21 protein-coding genes and 1 riboswitch are annotated in these 19,373 nt (G+C 67.7%); of the genes, 9 read left to right on the plus strand and 12 right to left on the minus strand.

The window, feature by feature from the left end; translation table 11 throughout:
* Positions 1–75: 75 nt before the first annotated feature.
* Complete coding sequence (locus ACFE71_RS03565; protein ID WP_375427436.1) at positions 76–2,076, minus strand: S9 family peptidase; 2,001 nt, start codon at positions 2,074–2,076, stop codon at positions 76–78.
* Between the two features lie 117 nt (positions 2,077–2,193).
* Between ACFE71_RS03565 and ACFE71_RS03570 the strand changes: the two genes are divergently transcribed.
* Positions 2,194–2,424 carry a hypothetical protein gene (locus ACFE71_RS03570; RefSeq protein WP_375427437.1) on the plus strand — a complete coding sequence of 77 codons (231 nt, stop codon included), beginning with the start codon at positions 2,194–2,196 and terminating at the stop codon, positions 2,422–2,424.
* Here ACFE71_RS03570 and ACFE71_RS03575 read toward each other — a convergent pair.
* Genes ACFE71_RS03575 through crtY form a run of 4 tightly spaced genes read right to left on the minus strand, consistent with a single transcriptional unit; the run spans position 2,421 to position 6,635 of the window.
* Positions 2,421–3,371, minus strand: a complete 951-nt coding sequence (locus ACFE71_RS03575) for a phytoene/squalene synthase family protein (RefSeq protein WP_375427438.1) — start codon at positions 3,369–3,371, stop codon at positions 2,421–2,423. The two genes, ACFE71_RS03570 and ACFE71_RS03575, sit on opposite strands and share 4 nt — an antisense overlap.
* On the minus strand, positions 3,368–3,949 hold the full coding sequence (locus ACFE71_RS03580) for a TIGR00730 family Rossman fold protein (protein WP_375427439.1): 582 nt from the start codon (positions 3,947–3,949) through the stop codon (positions 3,368–3,370). The genes ACFE71_RS03575 and ACFE71_RS03580 overlap by 4 nt, the downstream gene beginning before the upstream one ends.
* A complete protein-coding gene (locus tag ACFE71_RS03585; protein WP_375427440.1) occupies positions 3,946–5,472 on the minus strand; it encodes a phytoene desaturase in 1,527 nt (508 codons plus the stop codon). The genes ACFE71_RS03580 and ACFE71_RS03585 overlap by 4 nt, the downstream gene beginning before the upstream one ends.
* On the minus strand, positions 5,469–6,635 hold the full coding sequence (gene crtY, locus ACFE71_RS03590) for a lycopene beta-cyclase CrtY (RefSeq protein WP_375427441.1): 1,167 nt from the start codon (positions 6,633–6,635) through the stop codon (positions 5,469–5,471). The genes ACFE71_RS03585 and crtY overlap by 4 nt, the downstream gene beginning before the upstream one ends.
* A gap of 79 nt (positions 6,636–6,714) precedes the next feature.
* Between crtY and ACFE71_RS03595 the strand changes: the two genes are divergently transcribed.
* Together ACFE71_RS03595 and ACFE71_RS03600 are read left to right on the plus strand one after the other, a co-directional pair.
* Positions 6,715–7,236 carry a GNAT family N-acetyltransferase gene (locus tag ACFE71_RS03595; protein WP_375427442.1) on the plus strand — a complete coding sequence of 174 codons (522 nt, stop codon included), beginning with the start codon at positions 6,715–6,717 and terminating at the stop codon, positions 7,234–7,236.
* Between the two features lie 86 nt (positions 7,237–7,322).
* Complete coding sequence (locus ACFE71_RS03600) at positions 7,323–8,960, plus strand: MFS transporter (RefSeq protein ID WP_375427443.1); 1,638 nt, start codon at positions 7,323–7,325, stop codon at positions 8,958–8,960.
* Positions 8,961–9,246: 286 nt separating this feature from the next.
* Here the strand turns inward: ACFE71_RS03600 and ACFE71_RS03605 are convergent, their stop codons facing one another.
* From ACFE71_RS03605 to ACFE71_RS03625, 5 genes are read right to left on the minus strand one after another with little or no spacing between them, the layout of a single operon-like run.
* Positions 9,247–9,789, minus strand: coding sequence for a hypothetical protein (locus ACFE71_RS03605; protein ID WP_375427444.1), 543 nt, complete (start codon positions 9,787–9,789; stop codon positions 9,247–9,249).
* Positions 9,790–9,802: 13 nt separating this feature from the next.
* Positions 9,803–10,279, minus strand: a complete 477-nt coding sequence (locus tag ACFE71_RS03610; RefSeq protein WP_375427445.1) for an SgcJ/EcaC family oxidoreductase — start codon at positions 10,277–10,279, stop codon at positions 9,803–9,805.
* Positions 10,280–10,329: 50 nt separating this feature from the next.
* Positions 10,330–11,094 carry a hypothetical protein gene (locus ACFE71_RS03615; protein ID WP_375427446.1) on the minus strand — a complete coding sequence of 255 codons (765 nt, stop codon included), beginning with the start codon at positions 11,092–11,094 and terminating at the stop codon, positions 10,330–10,332.
* The gene (locus tag ACFE71_RS03620; RefSeq protein ID WP_375427447.1) at positions 11,091–11,306 is read right to left on the minus strand and encodes a helix-turn-helix domain-containing protein; all 216 of its coding nucleotides are present in this window, start codon (positions 11,304–11,306) and stop codon (positions 11,091–11,093) included. The genes ACFE71_RS03615 and ACFE71_RS03620 overlap by 4 nt, the downstream gene beginning before the upstream one ends.
* Entirely contained in the window at positions 11,306–11,830 is a 525-nt protein-coding gene (locus ACFE71_RS03625; RefSeq protein WP_375427448.1) for a DUF2975 domain-containing protein, read from the minus strand. The genes ACFE71_RS03620 and ACFE71_RS03625 overlap by 1 nt, the downstream gene beginning before the upstream one ends.
* 536 nt (positions 11,831–12,366) lie before the next feature.
* On the opposite strand from ACFE71_RS03625, the gene ACFE71_RS03630 reads away from it, so the two are divergent.
* The 3 genes from ACFE71_RS03630 to ACFE71_RS03640 all read left to right on the plus strand — a co-directional run bounded on the left by ACFE71_RS03630 (position 12,367) and on the right by ACFE71_RS03640 (position 14,460).
* Complete coding sequence (locus tag ACFE71_RS03630) at positions 12,367–13,167, plus strand: sterol desaturase family protein (protein ID WP_375427449.1); 801 nt, start codon at positions 12,367–12,369, stop codon at positions 13,165–13,167.
* Positions 13,106–13,522 carry a DUF2141 domain-containing protein gene (locus ACFE71_RS03635; protein WP_375427450.1) on the plus strand — a complete coding sequence of 139 codons (417 nt, stop codon included), beginning with the start codon at positions 13,106–13,108 and terminating at the stop codon, positions 13,520–13,522. Before ACFE71_RS03630 ends, ACFE71_RS03635 begins: the two co-directional genes overlap by 62 nt.
* A gap of 110 nt (positions 13,523–13,632) precedes the next feature.
* Positions 13,633–14,460 (plus strand): MipA/OmpV family protein, encoded by an 828-nt coding sequence (locus ACFE71_RS03640; RefSeq protein WP_375427451.1) that lies wholly within the window; start codon positions 13,633–13,635, stop codon positions 14,458–14,460.
* A 4-nt stretch (positions 14,461–14,464) separates the two neighbouring features.
* On the opposite strand, the gene ACFE71_RS03645 is transcribed toward ACFE71_RS03640, so the two are convergent.
* On the minus strand, positions 14,465–15,178 hold the full coding sequence (locus ACFE71_RS03645; RefSeq protein ID WP_375427452.1) for an anti-sigma factor domain-containing protein: 714 nt from the start codon (positions 15,176–15,178) through the stop codon (positions 14,465–14,467).
* A complete protein-coding gene (locus ACFE71_RS03650; protein WP_375427453.1) occupies positions 15,168–15,749 on the minus strand; it encodes a sigma-70 family RNA polymerase sigma factor in 582 nt (193 codons plus the stop codon). Before ACFE71_RS03650 ends, ACFE71_RS03645 begins: the two co-directional genes overlap by 11 nt.
* A gap of 161 nt (positions 15,750–15,910) precedes the next feature.
* On the opposite strand from ACFE71_RS03650, the gene ACFE71_RS03655 reads away from it, so the two are divergent.
* The 3 genes from ACFE71_RS03655 to thiC form a co-directional block, all read left to right on the plus strand.
* Positions 15,911–16,891 (plus strand): ferritin-like domain-containing protein, encoded by a 981-nt coding sequence (locus ACFE71_RS03655; RefSeq protein WP_375427454.1) that lies wholly within the window; start codon positions 15,911–15,913, stop codon positions 16,889–16,891.
* Between the two features lie 20 nt (positions 16,892–16,911).
* Entirely contained in the window at positions 16,912–17,943 is a 1,032-nt protein-coding gene (locus ACFE71_RS03660; protein WP_375427455.1) for a ferritin-like domain-containing protein, read from the plus strand.
* Between the two features lie 116 nt (positions 17,944–18,059).
* A riboswitch (TPP riboswitch) is annotated at positions 18,060–18,169 on the plus strand.
* Positions 18,170–18,199: 30 nt separating this feature from the next.
* The coding region (thiC, locus tag ACFE71_RS03665; RefSeq protein WP_375427456.1) for a phosphomethylpyrimidine synthase ThiC at positions 18,200–19,373 on the plus strand (1,174 nt) is incomplete at its 3' end.

A 19,373-nucleotide genomic window follows, 5' to 3' on the forward strand; every position in this document is an offset into this window, starting at 1 on the left:
TTAATGTCGGGCGGACGCGCCCGCCGTGCAAGCGCGCGCGGTCCGCCGTGAGACCGGCCGGCGAAGTACCGGAAACTACCTCGCCGCCGTCGTGGCGGTCAGCCCCGCCACATGCTCCGCGCCGTGCTTCACCTGCGCGCTCGACGCGCCCAGCGCTCCGCCGACCGGTTCCGCGCGACCACCCAGGCACTTGCTCAGGAAATTCTCCGCCACCGCGTTGAAGGCGATGTTGTTCGCGGGCCGGGCGAAGCCGTGGCCCTCGTCGGGGAACACCACATACGTCACCGGGATGTTCCGCGCCTTCATCGCCTCCACGATCTGGTCCGACTCGGCGACGTTGACGCGCGGGTCGTTCGCGCCCTGCCCGATCAGCAGCGGCCGCTTGATGCGGGCCACATGGGTCAGCGGGCTTCGCTCGGTGAGCATCGCGCGCCCGGCCTCGGTCGTGGGATCGCCCATCCGCTTGTAGAATTGCAGCTTCACCGCCTCCCAATAGGGCGGGATCGTCTTCAGCAGCGTCTGGAGGTTCGACGGCCCGACTATATCGACGCCGCACGCGAACTTGTCGGGGGTAAAGGTCAGCCCGGCGAGCGTCGCGTAGCCGCCGTACGATCCACCCATGATCGCGATCTTGTCGGGCGCGGTGACGCCGCGCCCGACCGCCCAGTCGACCGCGTCGATCAGGTCGTCATGCATCTTGCGGCCCCATTGCCCGTCGGCGGCCGACACGAACTTCTTCCCGAACCCGGTCGAGCCGCGATAGTTGACCGACAGCACGGCGTAACCTCGGTTGCTGAGCCATTGGTGGGCCGAATTGTATCCGTACCCGTCGCGCGCCCACGGTCCGCCATGCACCAGCAGCACCATCGGGGCGTTCGCCGCCCCGGCGGGGCGGGTCAGGTACGACACCATCGTCAGCCCGTCGCGCGTCGGTATCTCGACGGCCTCCATCGGGCGGAGCGGCGCGCCGACCAGCTCGGGCCGGCTGATGTATAATTGCGTCAGCCCTTTCGCGCGCCGGTCGTACACCCAGGTCGAGGCGGGCGCGCTCACCGGATCGAACGCCACCAGCCATTCGTCGTCGTCGTCCGTGCGCGAGGTGACGGTGAACTCGCCCTTGCCCTGCTCCTTCAGAAAGGCGAGGTCGCCGCGAACCGTCTCGTCCACCGCGACGTAGTCATTCTTCAAGTAATAGTCGTTGAACGCCTGAAGCCGCCCGGTCCGGGGATCGAACAACCCGTTCGATACGTCGGCCTTGGCGCTTTCCCCAACCGGCGTCATGCGGCCGGTCGCCACGTCCTGCGCGAAGATCGCCGCCCGATCGCGCCCGCGCCCGTCGGTCCAATAGAGCGTCTTGCCGTCGCGCGTGAAATCGAGCGGCGCGGTGGTCTGTGAATCGTCCAACCCGAAGCTGACGACCGGCGCGACCTCGACCTTGCCGTCGACCACGCGGTGCCAGTCGGTTCCGGCATCGGCGCGCGGCTTGGCGACCAGGCGCAGGTTCAACTGCTCGTCGGCGATCATGTCCGAATAGCCGTCGTTCCTGAAGACGAGCGTCAGCTTCCCCGTCGCGGGCTCGACGCTGTACAGGTCGTGCCAGCGCGGGTCGCGATTGTTGACACCGATCAGGAATCGGTCGCGCACCGCCCGGCTGACATTCACCGTGAAGACGCGCGTCTTGGTGAACGGCGTCAGGTTGCGCTGGGCCCCGCTCGCGATGTCGACGCCATAGAGCAGGAAGTTCTCGTCGCCGCCCGCGTCGTTGATGAACATCACCTGGCGGGAGTCCGGCGACCAGAAGGTCGTGCGGATCGGGCGCAGCTTCTCGGCGGTGAGCGGCTTGGCCTGGTCGGGTGTCGCGACCGGCGCGACCCACACGTTCATCACCCCATCGCGCGGGGCCAGGAAGCTGATCCACCGCCCGTCGGGCGACAACTGCCCGCCCGTCCGGCTCGGATTGCCGAACAGCTTGGCGCGTTCGATCAGCGGGGGCGGGGCGGTTCCGGCGGTCTGGGTCGACGCGGCGGCGGGCAGCGCCGCCGTCATGAGGCACAACAGCTTGGTGGCGATGCGCATGGTCGTCCTCCCCCGTGTATTTGCCCGGAAGGATGATCCGTATCGGCCCGTTCCGCAAGTCGAACGGAACCGATCCGTCGACGAACGGTTTCCTAACCCAAGTGAGGAGGTTTGCGTATGGAACCGATGTACTTCGTGATGGCGATCCTGGGCTGCGGCGACGGCCAGTCGATGTGCAGCGAAGCGCGGGTCGAACCGGTCCGCTACCAAAGCGTCGCGCAGTGCCGGGCCGCTCTTCCGAATGCGCTGGCTCGCCATACCGATCTCGATTTTCCCGTCGTCAGCGGCACCTGCCGCGCCAACGGTCTACGCATGGTCCGCGCTGACGCCAAGGCACGGCGCGGCTAAACCGCCTGCGGGCGCGTCCACAGATCGGCGGCGCGCCTTTCTCCCGCATACCGCTCACGTCCCGCAGTCTGTCCCAAGGATCGCGCGATCCAGCCGAGCTTGGCCGCCTTGGACGTGATGACCCGCTGCTCCAACGCTGCGATCCCGCGCGCGCGTACCGCCCGTGCGATGTCGCCATAGATGCCCGCCGCCGCCAGCACCGCCCAGGCCGACCGGAACGACAGCGCGGGCGTGCCGCCCCGCGCGCTCGCCTCGTACCGCTCCGCCTGCGTCGCTAGCCGCGCCCCGAGCCCCGCCAGCGCCGTCCGGTTCGCCGGATCCAGCAGCGCGTCCGGCGCGATCCCGACCTCCGCCAGCCACTCGGTCGGCAGGTAGCACCGCCCCGCCCGCGCATCCTCGTCCAGGTCGCGCGCGATGTTGGCGAGCTGGAACGCCAATCCCAGATCACACGCCCGGTCGAGCGTCGCGTCGTCACCCGGATCGACCCCCATCACCACAGCCATCATCAACCCGACCGCCCCCGCGACATGGTAGCAATACCGATGCAGGTCGTCGGCGGTCCGCGGCCGCCAGCCGTCCGCGTCGAGCGCGAAGCCGTCCAGCAGGTCCCGCGCCCAGACCGTCGGGATGCCGCACTCGCCCGCGACTATTCGCAGCGCGTCGAAGGCGGGGTCGCCGACCGCCTCGCCCGCCAGCGCGGCCCCGGTCATTGCGCGCATCGCCGCGAGCCGGGCGTGTGGATCGTCAACCGGACTCATCATAGCCCCATGATCCTGCCCGTCGGCGATGTCGTCGCACCGCCGGCACCAGGCATAAAGCAGCCACGCCCGCTCGCGTGTCGCCGGATCGAACAGCCTGGACGCCGCCGCGAAGCTCTTGGACCCCCGCGCGATCGATAGGCGCGCGGCTTCGACGATCGCCGCGCGGGTGGCCGCTTCGCCGCTCAAAGGTCGGCCGCGCTCATCCGCACGATCGGCTGCGTCGGCACGTGCGCGGCCATGCGATCGAGCAGGTCGGGCAGCGTATCCGCGACGAGGAGGAGGTCGCGGTGCTGCGGACGGACGAAGCCGACCTCGACCATCTTGGCCCAGAACGCGACCAGCCCATCATAATAGCCGACCGCGTTCAACAGCCCGACGGGGAGCGCATGGTACCCCAGCTGCGCCCAGCTAAGCGCCTCCCACAATTCGTCCATCGTCCCCGTCCCGCCCGGGATCGTGACGAACCCATCGGACAGGTCGGTGAACAATGCTTTGCGCTCATGCATCCCCGACACGACGTGAAGCTCGGTCAGCCCCCGGTGCGCGACCTCGGCGTCGACCAGCGCCTGCGGGATCACCCCCACCACCTCGCCCCCCGCCGCGAGCGCAGCATTGGCGACCGCGCCCATCAGCCCCAGCCGACCGCCGCCATAGACGACCCCGATCCCACGCTTGGCGAGCACGCGGCCGACTTCGCGCGCGGTGTCCATGTAAGCCGGGTCGGCGGGCGTCGCCGACCCGCAATATACCGCGACGCGCTTCAAACCCGTGCTTCCTCCAGCATCAGCCTGGCGGTCGCCTTGGCGCTGCCGACGACGCCCGGGATGCCCGCGCCCGGATGCGTGCCCGCGCCGACGAAATACAGGTTGGCGATGGTGTCGTCGCGGTTGTGGACGCGGAACCATGCGCTCTGGGTCAGCACCGGTTCCAGCGAAAAGGCGCTGCCCAGATGCGCGCCGAGATCGGTCGCGAAATCCTTGGGCGTGTAGGAGAACTTGGTCACGATCCGCTCGTGGATATCGGGGATCAACCGCCGCCCGACCTCGTCCAGGATGCGCTTTTCCAGGATGGGCGCGACCTCGTCCCAGTCGCGCGGGAACTTGCCCAGGTGCGGCACCGGGGCGAGCACGTAGAAGGACGAATGCCCCTCGGGCGCGAGCGAGGGATCGGTGACGGTCGGGTGGTGGAGGTAGAGCGAGAAGTCCTCGCCCACCACGCCGTGCGTATAAATGTCGTCGAGCAGCCCCTTATAGCGCGGGCCGAACAGGATCATGTGGTGCGGGATGCCGGGCCAGGTGCCCTTGATCCCGAAATGCGTGACGAAAAGCGAGGGCGAATATTTCTTGCGCTCCAGCTTCGCCCGCGTCCGCTGCGCCGAGCGCGAGTCGGACAGGAGGTCGCGGTAGGAATGCATGACGTCGCCGTTCGACGCGACCATGTCGGCGTTGATGGCATAGCCGCCCTGCGTCACCACCCCCGTCGCGCGCTCGCCCAGAGTCTCGATCTTCACCACCGGATCGTTCAACCGGATCGTCCCGCCGATCCGCTCGAAATGGGTGACCATCGCCGCGATCAGCCGATTGGTGCCCCCCTTGGCGAACCACACGCCGCCGTCGCGCTCCAGCTTGTGGATCAACGCATAAATCGCGCTGGTCGTCATCGGGTTGCCCCCGACCAGCAGCGTGTGGAAGCTCAACGCCTCGCGCAGCTTCTCGTGCTTCACGAAGCTCGACACCATCGAATAGACCGACCGCCACGCCTGGTACTTGGCCAGAGCCGGCGCGGCCTTGATCATCGATGCGAAGTCGAGGAACGCTACCGAGCCCAGCTTCTCGTATCCCTCGCGGTGGACGCCCGCCGAATATTCGAGGAACCGGTCGTACCCCGCATTATCCTCCGGGTTGAGCTTGGCGATCTCCGAGCGGAGCAGCTTGTCGTCGTTGGTGTAGTCGAAGTTGGTGCCGTCGGGCCAGTTAAGCCGGTAGAAGGGCGACACCGGCATCAGCTCGATATCCTCGGCCATGTCGCGGCCCGTCAATGCCCACAATTCCTGCAGGCACGGCGGATCGGTGATGACCGTCGGCCCGCCGTCGAAGGTGAAGCCGTCACGCTCCCAATAATAGGCCCGCCCGCCTGGACGGTCGCGGGCCTCGCAGATCGTCGTCTTCACGCCCGCCGATTGCAGCCGGATCGCCAGCGCCAACCCGCCAAAGCCCGATCCGATCACGACCGCGCTCCGGGAAGCGCCGCCCGTCGGCCGCATGGCGTTCACCGTCATTTCGTTCATCTGATGCCTCGAATGGCGTGAAGGGCGCGCCCGATAGGAACGGGGGGCTTGCCCATGAGGATGCGGGCCTTGTCGGCCGTCGTAGACCGTCCCGCGTAGAAGCGGCCGATCAGGCGGCGATCGAGCCGGTAGAAACGCTCAAGCACGCGGTACCTGCCGTCCGGCTCCGCCGCGCGGAACAGCATGGCGTCGAGCATCCGATAGAAGCGCCGCCCCTTCCAGGTCGTGCGCGCATGCTCGTGCGTCAACCGGTGCAGCTCCGTGCCCGTGAAATCGCGCTGTCCCGCGATCATGCAGGCGGTGCGCACCGCGTCGGGCAGCGAATAGCCCGTGGTAGGGTGGAACAGCCCGGCGCGCATCCCGACCTTGGCGACCTTGGCCCCGCCCGATCGCCAGTACGCCTCGAAATCGCCGCCGATCGCGACGGGGAGCACGCCCTGCTCCTCGCGAACCGTCTCGCCGGTCCATCCCTTGTCCGCGACGTGGCGGTCCAACCGCTGCGAGACCGCGCGGACGTTCAAGACGGGGGAGTCACTGTAATAGGTGTCCTCGACGAACAGGCGCGTGTCCGAGAACGGCATGACGTAGACGAAGCGATAGCCGTCGATCTGCTTGACGGTCGCGTCCATCACCACCGGGCGTTCCACGCCGTGGGCGGCGTCGCACGCGATCTCGCGGCCCAGGAACTTTTGCCAGCCCAGCTCCAACGTCGCGAGGTCGCCGACCCCGCGCGCGTCGATCACGCCCGTCGCCTCCAGCCGGTCGCCGTCCACGAATACGACCGCGGTCGGCGATACGTTCCCGACCATCCTCCTCAGCATCACGGCATGCGGCGGCAAGGCGGCGCGCACCACCTCGTCGAGCCTGAAGCTCTCGATCGAGTAATACGTCGCCGCGATCGTGCGCCCATGCGCGGGGAACGCGATGTCGTAATCGCGCCATCCGTGGACCACCAGCGGCGCGAGCAGCCAACGGTCCTCCTCGGCCACGTCCGTCCCGAAGAACGACCAGAGGTGGTTGCCACCGACGCGGTCGCCCGCATCGATCAGCCGCACGTCGAGCTCGGGGTGCTTCCGCTTGAGCGCCAGCGCGAGCAGCCCGCCCGCCAGTCCCGCCCCGACGATCGCGACATCGCAACTATTGTCGTTGGAGGGATACGCCATCGGGCAGTGGTCTAGCGGTTCCGGCCGGCCATGAGAAATCCTTTCCTCCGGGCCGTTGTTCCACGTTATCGACCCGGAAGTGACCGGACCCACCCTCCACACCGCGCGGCTGACGCTCCGGCCGCACATGCCCGCCGACCTGGACGAGATGGCGGCGATGTGGGCCGACCGCCAAGTGACCGAGCATATCGGCGGCCACCCGCTGTCGCGCGAGGAGTGCTGGCGCAACCTCCAGCGATATGTCGGCCATTGGACGCTGCTTTCCTACGGCTACTTCACCGTGCGTGACACCGCGACGGCCGTGTTCCTCGGCGAGGTCGGACTCAAGGACTCGCGCCGCGATACGCGCCCAAGCTTCGAGGGCACGCCCGAAGCCGGCTGGGCCTTTGCCCCCGCCGCGCACGGCCGAGGCTATGCGCGCGAAGCGGTCGCGGCGCTGCTGAATTGGGCGGACGGCCAAGGGATCGCCCGCACCGTCTGCATCGTCGACCACGCCAACACCCGCTCGGTTCGGTTGGCGGAGGCGGTCGGCTTTCGCGCGGCGGGCGAGGTCGACTACCGCGACGGACGCACGCGACTGTTCGAACGGCGGACCGGGTAAGCGCGCGCCCACCAAGCCTCCTCGCGCATTGAGACGCCGACGACGCGGCCGGCACGTCGGCACCTAGACGGCGCAAGGACGCATCGATGTTGTCGCCGCAGGAAACGATCACCCCGGACGAGCGGGAGCGGGGACTCAGGTTCCTCCTGATCGATGCCGCCGCGGCGACGGCGATCGGCGCGCTGAATAGCGGCGTGGTCCTTCTCGCGCTCGCGCTCCATATCGGGGCGACCGGCGTCCAGATCGGTATCCTCGCGGCGGTCCCGCTGCTGACCCAGGTGCTCCAGGCCCCGACGGTCAAGCTGGTCGAACATGTCCGCAAGCGGCGGCTGATCTCGGTCGCGGCGGTGTTCGGCGCGCGCCTGGCGCTGCCGGTCTATGCCGCCGTCCCGTTCGTCGCCGACCGCGACGTCGCGGTCGCGACCCTGATCGCGGCGGCGCTGGTCCATTACGGCCTGAACGCGATCGGCGCATGCACCTGGAACAGCTGGATGCGCGACCTGATCCCGCCCGATCGCCTGGGGCGCTTCTTCTCCAGGCGCGCGTTCTACGGCACGCTCGTCAGCGTCGTCGCCACCGTCGCCGCGGCGGGCGCGCTCGCCCTCGCCGGAGGATCGCGCGGGGCGGGCGACCGCGTTTTCTGCGCGCTCTACCTGTTCGGTTTCGCCTGCGGCCTGCTGAGCACGGCGTCGCTGGCCCGGGTGCCCGAGCCGCAGATGCCGCCCCCCGGACCGACCGCGCCGCTCCACCGGCTCCTCTGGCATCCCCTACGCGACCGGAACTTCGGCAACATGCTCCGCTACCTCGCGAGCTGGCAGTTCGCGGTGAACCTCGCGACGCCCTTCTTCACCGTCTATTTGGTCCGGGAGCTCGGTTTTTCCATGAGCTTCGTGCTGATGCTCAGCGTCGTCAGCCAGCTGGCCAACGTCGCGGTCATCCGCGGCTGGGGGGCGCTCGGCGACCGTTTCTCGAACAAGTCGATCCTCGCCACCGCGACCCCGCTCTTCATCGCGAGCATCCTGGGGATCAGCCTGACCAGCCAGATCGCCGGGACCGAGGCGCGCGTGGCGTACCTGGCGCTGCTGCATGTCGCGATGGGCGCGGCGGGCGCGGGCGTCGGGCTGGCGTCGGGCAACATCGTGATGAAGCTCAGCCCGGCGGGATCCGCGACCAGCTACATGGCGACGACCGCATTGGTCGGCGCCGTCGCCGCGGGCCTGGCCCCGGTGGTCGGCGGGCTCACCGCCGACTTCTTCGCCCGCCGCCGCATCGCCCTTCATGTCGACTGGTCGAGCCCGCGCGGGACGAGCGAGGTGTTCGGCCTGATGTTCACACACTGGGAGTTTTTCTTCCTCCTGTCGTCGCTCCTCGGCCTCTACGCCCTCCACCGCCTCGCGACCGTCCACGAGCCCGGCGAGGTCGAACGCCGCGAGGTGGTGGGCCATATCTGGACCAGCGCGCGCCGGACGCTGCGCAACGTCTCCTCCGTCGCGGGCCTGCGGCTGGCCGTCAGCTTCCCCGGCGCGGACCTGATCAAGTCGCGCGAACGCCCCCCGTTCATGCTCGAGTACCTCTTCGGGCAGCACCGCGAGGGGGACAAGCCAGCGAGTCCCGCCGCGACGATCGGCACGCTCCTGGGCGCCTCCTTCGGAACCGCCCCGACCGACGACAGGATGGAGGCGCTGCTGGGGGAGTTACGGGACATCGATCGACGCCGTGACTGATCCGACCAGCCGCTCCCGCCGCGACCGGCTCGGATCCCGCCGGATCTGTTCAAACCCGGTTGCGGCCCGCTTGCCCGTGGCCTGTCCAATCCTGGACGGCGGCGCGCGAAAGCGCCTCTCTGCCGGTGTCACAACCGAACGAGGCTGTTGAAAAAGTCGGTCCTTCTGCGATACGTAGCACAATCTTGCTTCTTACGTGAGATCAGCGCACGAATATCTCTCCACGAGTAGTCGTTATTTTCAAAGCTTACGAGAAAGCGCAATCATCTATCGCAACTAGAATTTTTCAATAGTCTCGTTCGGTTTTGACACCAGTTTTGAGCCAATGCTGAACGGCATCAACCAGCGCGTCGGGTTGGTCGACCCGAAGCGTGAGAGATGAGGCGGTGATCGAGCGTCCGAGGCGCTTGACGGTGAACGCTTGCGTCGCCGTCACATGCACATTCGGATGGGCGAGGAGCGCAGCGTTCATCACGTCATCGCCGATCGGGGCAGGGCCGAACCCGATCGGAACGATGGCGGCGATGCGGTCCCAGGAGAGCGCGACCTCGAACCCCCTGGCCGAACGAATAACCAGACCGTCACCTATTAACAGGGTAGGCCGATGCTTTATCCGGCGCACGATCGCCACGATTTGAGCGATACCGAGTAGGGTAATGGCGGAGAGCAGCCACGCGGCGACAACGCTCCACAGGTTCACCAGCAGGTGGACGACCAGCAGCTCGACCGTTCCGAGGGAGAGCAGCACATAGATCATCGGCAGCTCGGAGCGTGCCGAGGTGAAGGCTTGCCCAGCCGCCGCGGTCACGATCCCAGCCGCCGCGGTCACGATCGTCCCCCCGCTATGAACCTTGGGACCGCACGGGCGTGTAATGGACCGCCGCGAGCCGCCAAGTACGGCCGGTATGGCGCGCGACGAAGCTGGCGCGCATGGCAACCGCCCGGGTGGTCCCGTTCGGCCCAGGCGCGGTGAAGCCGAGCTTCACGACGATGACGGCATCGTTCCCGTTGCGCCGGATGAGCCGTTCCGAAACGGTCAAGGCCGGGGAGACCCGTTTCTTCTCGGGAGCGTAGAAGCTCACCATCTCCTCGCGCGTGTCGATGTCGCCGATTGGGGAAACCTCGAGGTAATCGGGCGTGGTGAGCTCCGTGAGAGCGACCGGATCGTAATCGCGTTGCGCTTTCGTGAACGAGTCCACGAGCCTCATCAGGGCGGCATCCTCTCCGGCTTGTCCGGATCTGGCGGGCGCGGCGGCCCAGAGCATGGCGACCACGAGAGCGGTCAGCCCGCCACCTAACCTGAAGCTTACGATCGTCATGACATGATCCTCTACGTTCAGCCGTTTAGTTGATGACACCCAGGGCCGTCTCAGGCGGCGAGCGGCTCATCATTCGGCGTCGCCGTCACGTGCGCGGACGGCGCGATCGCCACGCCCGCCTTGCCTGCGGCACGCACAGCCGCGAAGTAGATGCTGGCGATGATCACCGCCGCGAGCCATCCGACCAGAAGCGAGTCCGCGATCAGCACCGGCCACAGGAGCGGCTTCGGTCCGACGATCGCGAGTGCGCCTAGGGCATAGTGCGGGATCATCAGCGGCAGCATGGCGGCCAGCAGGAAGGCAAGCGTCCAGGGCAGTTGCCGGACCATTATCGCCGCCGATGCCCGAGGGCCGATCGCGGCGTCACCGAGCGGTGCGGCCACCGCCCAGGCCGCGACCAGACATCCGATGATCTGGCCGACGATGAAGCTGACTAGCAGGACCGTCGCCGAGGGCGGGAGAAGGAAGAGCTGGATGGCGGCGAGCGCCAGCTCGAAGATCAGAAAGCCCGCGAACAAGCGCACTGCGGTCGGCTCGACGCGCGCGGCGAACACGGGATCACGACGGGCGAGATAGCGCACGATCCAATATCCTGGCACAACGAGCGAGGCGACCTTGAGCATCCCAAAACCCATGCGGAGCGGGTGGTGCTCGGTCGCCTGGGCTGCTTCGAGGCTGTCGTACATGCCGATGTGAACCTCGATCCCGTGTTGCAGGAGCTCGAAGACGACCGGAACCAACGCGAGCAGAGGGCACGCGACCAAAAACGCGAGGCTCCCTCCATAGGTCGCCGTCAGCGCACGCCAGAACGTCATGAGTCATCTCCTTCGACAAAGGTTAGGATTTCGCCGGGCTGGCAGCCAAGCGCTCGGCATATGGATTCTAGGGTCGAGAACCGGATCGCCTTGGCTTTGCCGGTCTTAAGGATCGACAAGTTGGCGAGTGTAATGTCGACTCGCTCGCTCAATTCGGTCAGCGTCATGCGACGCTGGTGGAGCAGGTCGTCGAGGTGCACGCGCAATCCCATCAGACCGTGCCTTCCAAGTCGTCCCGCATCGCCGCGCCCACTGTGAAGACGCGCGCGAGCACGAAGGCGACCAGCACGCCGATCCAGCCGGTGAGGCTCGGTTGCCAGGTGATGAAGTCAATTGGCAGGCTTCGGGCGTAGATCGAAGCAGCCCCTAGAGCTAGGTCGAGTAGCTGGATCGCGAGCAGCATCCAGCCGATCGTGCGCAGACGCGCCGCATTCGCCGCCGCGAACGGCTCGGTGTCCTCGACCGTGCGCAGCATCGCCCGGAGAGCTCGACACAGCCGCTCGACGGCGTAGGCCGTCGGCAGCACGAGGAAGACCATCGCCCGCAGAAGATAAAGGGCGGACCCGCCTACCTCCGTCCCGTATTTGGCGACGAGACGGGCTTCGAGCGCGTCAGCGACCAGCACGCTGGCGAGCAATCCTAGGAGACAAAGGACTCCGCCGACCAAATTCGCGACCCGCACGATTTCTACCACCGATATAGAGATGCGGGTCAGCCGATCAGGAGTTCTGGCCACCTCTTGTCTCCCATCATCCATTCGAGGGAACGCCATATCAGATTATTGATAATCGGCAACAGTGACATTGATAATCAATAAATCCTTTCTGATTTGTCCATTTGCTGAGCCGAGAGCAGGATCAACGCCGAATCCACAACAGCGACGGCCGACGTGTCACAACCGGTCGAGGCTGTTGAAAAAGTCGGTCCTTCTGCGACATGTGGTACAATCTTGCTTCTTACGTGGAATTAGCGCACGAATATCTCTCCACGAGTAGTCGTTACCTTAAAAGCTTACGAGAGAGCGCAATTACCTATCGCAACTCGAGTTTTTCAGTAGTCTCGAACGGTTGGGAAACCAGCATCCCACCTTCGCTTTTCCGCCAATCGCGGAACGTCAGAAACGCGCTTCAGAAATCGTCCATCGCCAAAAGTCGCCGGATAATATGATCGTGCCCGATCCAAGGGACACCGGGTCGTGCAACCGTACCCACCCCCAATCGACCCCGCCACGGACGGTTCTGTTCGCGCCCGGCTTGCCCTATACCCCCGCGGATGGCCGTCGCCCTCCTCCTCGCCGCGTTCTCGATGACGCTGATCGTCGGGGTGCGCTACCTGCTCGTATCGGGCGGGTTCGCGTTCGCGACGCGGCTGCGGCATCCGCGGCTCTATGCGGGGCTCGACGCGCAGGTGCGGCGCGAGATCGGTTGGAGCCTCATGTCCGCCGCGATCTACGGCGTGCCCGCCGGGCTCGTCATGTGGGGCTGGCGCGAGCGGGGATGGACGCGGGTCTATCTCGACATCGACGCGTACCCGCTCTGGTGGTTACCCGTGTCGGTGTTCCTCTACCTGTTCGCGCACGACACCTGGTTCTACTGGACGCATCGCTGGATGCACCGGCCGAAACCGTTCAAGCTCGCCCACGCCGTCCACCACGCCAGCCGTCCGCCGACCGCCTGGGCCGCGATGGCGTTCCACCCGGTCGAGGCGCTCACGGGCGCTGTGGTAATTCCGCTACTGGTATTCGTGATTCCGATACACATGGGTGCGCTCGGGCTGGTGCTGGGTGTGATGACGGTTATGGGTGTCACCAACCATATGGGGTGGGAGGTGTTTCCTGCGTGGATGTGGCGGGGGCGGCTGGGGGGCTGGCTGATCACCGCATCGCATCACCAGCGACACCATGAACGCTACGGGTGCAATTATGGCCTTTATTTCCGGTTCTGGGATCGGCTCTGCGGCACCGACGGCGGCGTCGGCGACTTCGCCAGGGCGCACGCGCAGGCCGCTCGCCATGCTGGGGGCGACGGCGGCGTTCCTGATGCTGGGCGCGGCGACGCCGGTCGGGCGGCTTGACGTCGCCGTCGCCGGGCTGCGGTCCTCGAACGGCGTGATCCGCCTCTGCCTCACCGCCAATCCCAAGGCGTTCCCCGCCTGCCACAACGACGCGCTGGCCGTGCGCCGCAACGCCCCCGCAGGCGCGCCGCTCCTGCAATTCGACGGCCTCCCGCCCGGCGACTACGCCGCCGCCGTCATGCATGACGAGAACGGGAACAAGCGGCTCGACACTTTCGCCGGCATCCCGCGCGAGGGGTTCGGCTTCTCGCGCAACCCCGTCGTCCGCTTCGGCCCGCCCCGCTTCGCCGCCGCGCGCTTCACGATCGTGGGTGCGGCGAACGCGCAACAGGTGCGCATGCGCTACATGTTCTGAGCAGGGCGGCCCGGACCCGGATCGCCCGGACGCGCGTTCCTCGGCCCTGAAACGATTTCGGATGAGGACTTCCAGCTTTGCGCCTTCTCGCCCCGGCCCTTCTCGGAGCCATGTTCCTGACCCGACCGGCCCTCGCGCAGGATACGGGTCCGGCGGCTTCCCCGCCCGCCATCCCCGCCGACGAGGCCCGCACCCGCGTCACCGTCGGCCTGGGCGCGGTCAGCTTGCCCGATTACGACGGCGCGGACACCAACGACATCATCCCGGGCGCGGTCGTGGTCGGGCGGATCGACGGCTATGACTTCTTCACGCGCGGCACCCAGCTTTACGTCGACCTGGTCCGCGACGCGCCCGGACCCGGCACCGGGTTCGAGCTCGGCGTCATCGGCGCGTTCCGGCGCGAGCGCGTCGGCGGCATCGACAACCGACAAGTGCGCGCGCTCGGCAAGATCGACACCGCGTTCGAGGCGGGGGCGTTCGCGGGCGTCACGCGCACGGGCGTCATCACCAGCGATTTCGACACGCTGACCGCGCGCGTCGGCGTCGTCCAGGACGTCGGCAGCGCGCATAAGAGCTACGTCGTCACGCCCCAGCTCAACTACACCACGCCGCTCTCGCTCTCGACGCTGGTCTCGCTCGGCGTCGCGGCCGATTACGTCGGCAAGGGATACGGTCGTACCTATTACAGCGTCGCCCCGTCCCAGACGCTCGCCAGCGGGCTGCGCGCCTACGATGCGAGCGAAAGCGGGTGGAAGCAGCTGAATTTCTCCTTGTTCGGCGTCCAGAGCCTGTCGGGCGACCTTCGCCGCGGCTTCGGCATCGGCGGCGGCGTCCTGTATGGACGGCTGCTCGGCCGGTACAAGGACTCGCCGATCGTCCGCGACGTCGGCGACAAGCACCAATGGTCGGTCGCGGGCGGCGTGACCTACACCTTCTAGGGGCTCAGATCGTCGTCAGCGGCCCGGTGACGATCACCGGGCCCGTCGGCGAACCCGTGGTCGATCCGCCGCGCGGCTCGATCGAGATCGCCAGCACGACCGTCGGCGACAGCCGCGCGCGAGCGCCCGGCGCGACCGCCAGCCGCGGCGCCCCAGCCCCCAATAAGCCCAATGACCGGGGAACCCCGTCCGCGGCGATCGTCCACAACTCGGCGACCCGGTCGGCGGGCAGTGTGATGGTACCCACCAACGTGATCACACCCGTTCGTCGGTCCACCGACGCCGCGAGCGGCTTCGCGTCGTCGGTCGGCGTCAGCACCGCCAGCAGCGGCGCGGGTCCGATGGCCGCTTGGGCAGACGGACGCGGCGGCAGGGTACGCTCGGGCTGGAGCACCAGCGCCGCGAGCAATCCCGCCGCCGCCAGCGTCGCCGCGCCCGCGACCCCGCGCCAGCGGTTTGCCGCCCGCCGGAATGACGGCACGCCGGGCCCGGACGATGCCGACCCCGGTAGGGCGGCGATGATCCGCTCCTCCAGCCCAGCGTCCGGCATGACCTCCGGCCACTGCGCGAACCATCCGGCGAACCTGTCGCGCCACCATTCGACCTCCAGCGCGAAATCGCGGTCGGACAGCACCAGCCTGAGCGCCTCGGCGCGCTCCTCGCCGTCCAGCAGGCCGAGCGCCAGTTCGCCGGCCGTGGCCCGGTCGTCAGGCGTCATCGGTCAGGCAAGCCCGCAACCGTGCCAGCCCGCGCCGGACCCAGCTCTTGACGGTGCCCACCGGCACCCCGCGCCGTCCCGCCAGCTCGGCATAGGTCAGCCCGCCGAAGAAGGCGGTGCGGATCGTTTCGCGCTGCGTCCCGTCGAGACCCTCGAGGCAGAAGAACAGCCGCCGCTCATGCTCCTCCACGAGGAGACCCGTCACCGCGTCGGGGCTGGGATCGGGGACCGCGTCCGCTTCCTCGCTTCCGCCCGACACGCGGTGGGGGTGCTGCCGACGCCAGTCGATCGCCCGGTTGCGCGCGATCGTCGCCAGCCAGGTGATCGGGCTGGCGCGCCCCGGTTCGAACGCGCCCGCGCGTTTCCAGATGATGAGATAGACTTCCTGCAACACGTCCTCGGCCGCCTCCCGCGTGCCGCAGATACGCAGGCAGATCCCGAAAAGCTTCGCCGAGGTCAGCCGGTATAGCCGCTGGAACGCGGCCCGATCCTCCGTTCCCGTGGCGACGATCGCCTCCACCAGGGTCGATCGGTCGTAATCCCGTTCGGTCGGCGGTGGAGGTAGCGGCATCGCGGGCGGGGGTACCGGCAACGTCCGGACCCCGCAAATTATTTCCGGGCGATTAACGAGCCTCGCATCCATTATGGGAGCGAAGCGTACCTCCCAGCGACGACGATCGGGCGACGCCCGCCGTCCGAACGATGCGCTCGTCTTGTTCCAGGAGGATTTTCATGGCCGACACTGCCGAAATGATCGAGGCGTTCGACGCCCGCGCCAAGCGGCGCGATTTCTTCAAGTCGGTGGTCGGGGCCGCGGTGGTCGGAGCGGGCGGCTTCGCCTTCGCGAGCGTCGCGCAGGCGCAGGCAGGTCCGACCGACAACGACATCCTGAACTTCGCGCTCAACCTCGAATATCTCGAAGCGCAGTTCTATTCCTTCGCGTTCTTCGGCAGAGGCCTCGACAATGCGGACCTGACGGGCAGCGTCGGCACCCGGGGTGATGTGGTGGGCGGCCGCCAGGTAACGTTCGCCGATCCGATCGTCCGGCAGTACGCCCGCGAGATCGCCCAGGACGAGATCGCGCACGTCAAGTTCCTGCGTTCCGCGCTTGGGACCGCGGCGGTGGCGCAGCCCGCGATCGACATCCGGGGCGGGGCCGGCGGCCCGTTCGCCGCGGCCGCCGTGGCGGCCGGAGTGCCGGGCGGCGCGAGCTTCGATCCGTACGCCGACGACAACTCCTTCCTGCTCGGCGCCTACATCTTCGAGGATGTGGGCGTGACCGCGTATAAGGGTGCATCGCCGCTCATCACCAACAACGCCTTCCTCGACGCGGCGGCGGGCATCCTGGCCGTGGAGGCCTTCCATGCCGGCATCGTGCGCGGCTCGCTCTACGCGCGCGGCGTGAACACCCCGGCGCTGCGCACCAACGCCGACCTGATCTCGAACGCGCGCGACTCGCTGGACGGGACGACCGGCACGACCGCCGACCTGGACCAGGGCATCTCGCCCGTGCAGACCGCGATCACGACCTCGGCGGGTACGACCACCGCCGCCGCGTCGAACTTCGTTCCCACCGACGCCAACGGCATCGCGTTCAGCCGCACCACGGGCCAGGTGCTCAACATCGTCTATCTCACGCGGGCGGCCGCGACGGCGGGCGGGTTCTTCCCCACCGGCGTCAACGGCACCATCCGCAGCAGCGCCGCCAACTGAGCGCAAGAGGAGTTATCAACATGAGCAACAAGCAGAGCCTTCTCGAGATGCTCGACCAGGCGGAAAACCAGCGCTCGGCGCGGCGCGACTTCATCCGGATGTGCGGCGGCGCGGCGGCCATGGCGGGCGGGTTGTCCGTCCTCGCGGCGTGCAGCGACGATCAGAGCGACGATTTCGAGCCTATCGCCCAACCCACGCCGACGCCTTCCACCGGGGTCACGGACGTCGACATCCTCAACTTCGCGCTGTCGCTCGAGTATCTCGAGGGCAATTATTATTCCTATGCCGTGTCCGGCGCGGGGATCGCGGCGGGGTTGCAGGCCGGGACCGGCACGCAAGGCGCGGTCGCGACGGGCAGTGGCGCGGGCGCGGCGCGGCAGGTCTCGTTCACCGACCCGGTGACGCAGCAGTTCGCCCGCGAGATCGCCGCCGATGAGATCGCGCATATCACGTTCCTCCGCTCCGCCCTGGGCGCGGCGGCTGCGGCGCAGCCCGCGATCAACCTGTCGGGCAGCGCCACCGTCACGATCGGCGGCGCGGCCACGGTAGGGGCGTTCACCGCCGCCGCCCGGGCGGCGCAGGTGGTCGGGCCTAACGATATCTTCGACCCGTTCCTGAACGACGAGAATTTCCTGATAGGCTCCTATCTCCTGACCGATGTCGGCGTGACCGCCTATCGCGGTTCGGCCAGGCTGATCACCGACAAGACGTTCCTTGAAGCCGCGGCGGGCATTCTGGCGGTCGAGGCCTATCATGACGGGGTGATTCGCTCGTCGCTCTACGCCCGCGGGCTCGCGGCACCGGCCATCTTCACCAACGTCCAGCGCATCTCGGACGCGCGCGACGGGTTGGACGGGGCGACCGACACCGACCAGGGCATCGGCACCGCTGCCGAGGCCAACCTGGTACCGACCAACGGAGACAGCCTGGCGCTGGGACGCACCGCCGCGCAGGTGCTCAACGTCGTCTACAACAATCGCGCGGCCGTCACTTCGGGTGGTTTCTTCCCGGCGGGCGTCAACGGCACGATCCGTACCAGCGGGGCGAACTAGGCCCCAGGGCCGGCAAGCTCCTCCCGCCGGGCTTCGACGCCGGACACGACAGGACCGCTCTCCTTTGGGAGGGCGGTTCTTTTCGTTGGCGCGAGGTCCGCGAAGCGCGTATTCCTTCGTCATCCCCGGGGAGACGCTGTCCGGCGTCCGAGAGGCGGCTACGAAGCCGCGACCCGCCGAACCTGATCCGGTTGACACCGGCGTAGGGAGGGAGAGGCGGCCCACACCGTACTCCCTCCCGCAATGGAGAGAGCAGATGGCCGACTATCCCGCGCGCACCGAAATCGGTGTCACCACCGGTCCCATCCGGGGCAGCCGCAAGGTTCATGTCGGCCCCCATCGCGTCGCCATGCGCGAGGTGGTGCTCGACCCCTCCTGCTCCGAGCCCCCGTTACGCGTCTACGACCCGTCCGGCCCCTATACCGACCCCGCAGCCCACATCGACATCATGGCCGGCCTCCCCGAGCTCCGCCGCCCCTGGATCGAGGCGCGCGGCGACGTCGAGCCCTATACCGCCCGCGAACTCCGCCCGGAGGATAACGGCCAGCTCGGCCCCGACCGGTCCGGCGGCGTCCAGCCCTTCCCCAACGTCACCAAGCGCCCGCTCCGCGCCAGGGCCGGCGCGAACGTCACCCAGATGCACTATGCCAGGCGCGGCATCATCACCCCCGAGATGGAATACGTCGCCACCCGCGAGAATCTCGGCCGCGAGATGCTCCGCGACCACGTCCGCGACGGCGAGAGCTTCGGCGCGAGCATCCCCGACCATGTAACCCCCGAATTCGTCCGCTCGGAGATCGCGAGGGGCCGCGCGATCATCCCCAACAACATCAACCACCCCGAATCCGAACCGATGGCGATCGGCCGCAACTTCCTGGTCAAGATCAACGCCAATATCGGCAACTCGGCGGTCGCGTCGAACGTCGCGGCCGAGGTCGACAAGCTCGTCTGGTCGATCCGCTGGGGCGCCGACACCGTCATGGACCTGTCGACCGGCCGCAACATCCACGACACCCGCGAATGGATCATCCGCAACAGCCCCGTGCCGATCGGCACCGTCCCCATCTACCAGGCGCTCGAAAAGGTCGGCGGCATCGCCGAGGACCTGACCTGGGAGATCTTCCGCGACACGCTGATCGAACAAGCGGAGCAAGGCGTCGATTACTTCACCATCCATGCCGGCGTCCGCCTCCCCTACGTCCCCCTGACGGCCAAGCGCGTGACCGGCATCGTGTCGCGCGGCGGCTCGATCATGGCGAAATGGTGCCTAAGCCATCACAAGGAGAGCTTCCTCTACGAACGCTTCGACGAGATCACCGAGATCATGAAGGCGTACGACATCGCCTATTCGCTCGGCGACGGCCTGCGCCCCGGCTCGATCGCCGACGCCAACGACGAGGCGCAGTTCGCCGAGCTCTACACGCTGGGCG

It is taken from the genome of uncultured Sphingomonas sp. (assembly GCF_964237155.1).
Taxonomy (GTDB): domain Bacteria; phylum Pseudomonadota; class Alphaproteobacteria; order Sphingomonadales; family Sphingomonadaceae; genus Sphingomonas.

Coding starts and splice junctions, on each gene's coding strand:
- ACFE71_RS03600 (WP_375427443.1), top strand. CDS start 7,323: ATGTTGTCGCCGCAGGAAACGATCACCCCGGACGAGCGGGAGCGGGGA.
- ACFE71_RS03570 (WP_375427437.1), top strand. CDS start 2,194: ATGGAACCGATGTACTTCGTGATGGCGATCCTGGGCTGCGGCGACGGC.
- ACFE71_RS03635 (WP_375427450.1), top strand. CDS start 13,106: ATGCTGGGGGCGACGGCGGCGTTCCTGATGCTGGGCGCGGCGACGCCG.
- ACFE71_RS03620 (WP_375427447.1), bottom strand. CDS start 11,306: ATGGGATTGCGCGTGCACCTCGACGACCTGCTCCACCAGCGTCGCATG.
- ACFE71_RS03655 (WP_375427454.1), top strand. CDS start 15,911: ATGGCCGACACTGCCGAAATGATCGAGGCGTTCGACGCCCGCGCCAAG.
- ACFE71_RS03630 (WP_375427449.1), top strand. CDS start 12,367: ATGGCCGTCGCCCTCCTCCTCGCCGCGTTCTCGATGACGCTGATCGTC.
- ACFE71_RS03640 (WP_375427451.1), top strand. CDS start 13,633: ATGTTCCTGACCCGACCGGCCCTCGCGCAGGATACGGGTCCGGCGGCT.
- ACFE71_RS03660 (WP_375427455.1), top strand. CDS start 16,912: ATGAGCAACAAGCAGAGCCTTCTCGAGATGCTCGACCAGGCGGAAAAC.
- ACFE71_RS03645 (WP_375427452.1), bottom strand. CDS start 15,178: ATGACGCCTGACGACCGGGCCACGGCCGGCGAACTGGCGCTCGGCCTG.
- ACFE71_RS03615 (WP_375427446.1), bottom strand. CDS start 11,094: ATGACGTTCTGGCGTGCGCTGACGGCGACCTATGGAGGGAGCCTCGCG.
- ACFE71_RS03565 (WP_375427436.1), bottom strand. CDS start 2,076: ATGCGCATCGCCACCAAGCTGTTGTGCCTCATGACGGCGGCGCTGCCC.
- ACFE71_RS03585 (WP_375427440.1), bottom strand. CDS start 5,472: ATGAACGAAATGACGGTGAACGCCATGCGGCCGACGGGCGGCGCTTCC.
- ACFE71_RS03610 (WP_375427445.1), bottom strand. CDS start 10,279: ATGACGATCGTAAGCTTCAGGTTAGGTGGCGGGCTGACCGCTCTCGTG.
- ACFE71_RS03650 (WP_375427453.1), bottom strand. CDS start 15,749: ATGCCGCTACCTCCACCGCCGACCGAACGGGATTACGACCGATCGACC.
- crtY (WP_375427441.1), bottom strand. CDS start 6,635: ATGGCGTATCCCTCCAACGACAATAGTTGCGATGTCGCGATCGTCGGG.